Origin of the sequence: Mycobacterium sp. E183, assembly GCF_001667735.1 — a bacterium.
Lineage (GTDB): Bacteria > Actinomycetota > Actinomycetes > Mycobacteriales > Mycobacteriaceae > Mycobacterium.
On record NZ_LZJN01000060.1, the window covers coordinates 1 to 659 of the forward strand.

A 659-nucleotide genomic window follows, 5' to 3' on the forward strand; every position below is an offset into this window, starting at 1 on the left:
AGCGGGTGTTGGTGGCGATGACGGCTGATGCCCAGGCGCGGTTGTCCTCGATTGGTGTGCTTGATGCCGGTGAGCTCGCGCGGGTGGGCGAGTGGGGGCATCGGGCGGTGTTGGGCGAGTCGGTGAGCGCGGTGTCGATCCCGGTGCTGTTCGCCCGGCAGGTGGCGTGCGCCCCGGGGTCGGTGGCGGTGCGTTGTGGGGGGCGGTCGTGGACGTATGGCGAGATCGATGAGGCGTCGAACCGGTTGGCGCGTCTGCTGATTGGGTTGGGGGCTGGTCGCGGGCAGTGCGTGGGGGTGGTGCTGGCGCGCTCGGGTGAGGCCATCATCGCGATCCTGGCGGTGCTCAAGACCGGGGCGGCCTACCTGCCCATCGACCCCGCGCTGCCGGATGAGCGGGTCGGGTTCGTGCTGGCCGACGCCAACCCGGTGGCCGTGCTGAGCACCACCGCACTGCGCCCCCGGCTGGACGGGCGCGGTGTGGTCGTCGTCGACGTCGACGACGCGCGGATTGCTGCTCAGCCCAGCACCGGTCTGCCCGCCCCGGCACCCGATGACGTCGCGCACCTCATTTACACCTCGGGCACGACCGGGGTGCCCAAAGGGGTGGCGGTCACCCATGCCAATGTGACCCGCTTGTTCGACGGCCTGCAGGTGGGT

At 71.0% G+C, this 659-nt stretch carries 1 protein-coding gene; it reads left to right on the plus strand.

Going from position 1 to position 659, the window contains the following annotated elements:
* Window positions 1-17 precede the first annotated feature (17 nt).
* The coding region (locus A5691_RS05980; protein WP_369830453.1) for an AMP-binding protein at window positions 18-659 on the plus strand (642 nt) is incomplete at its 3' end.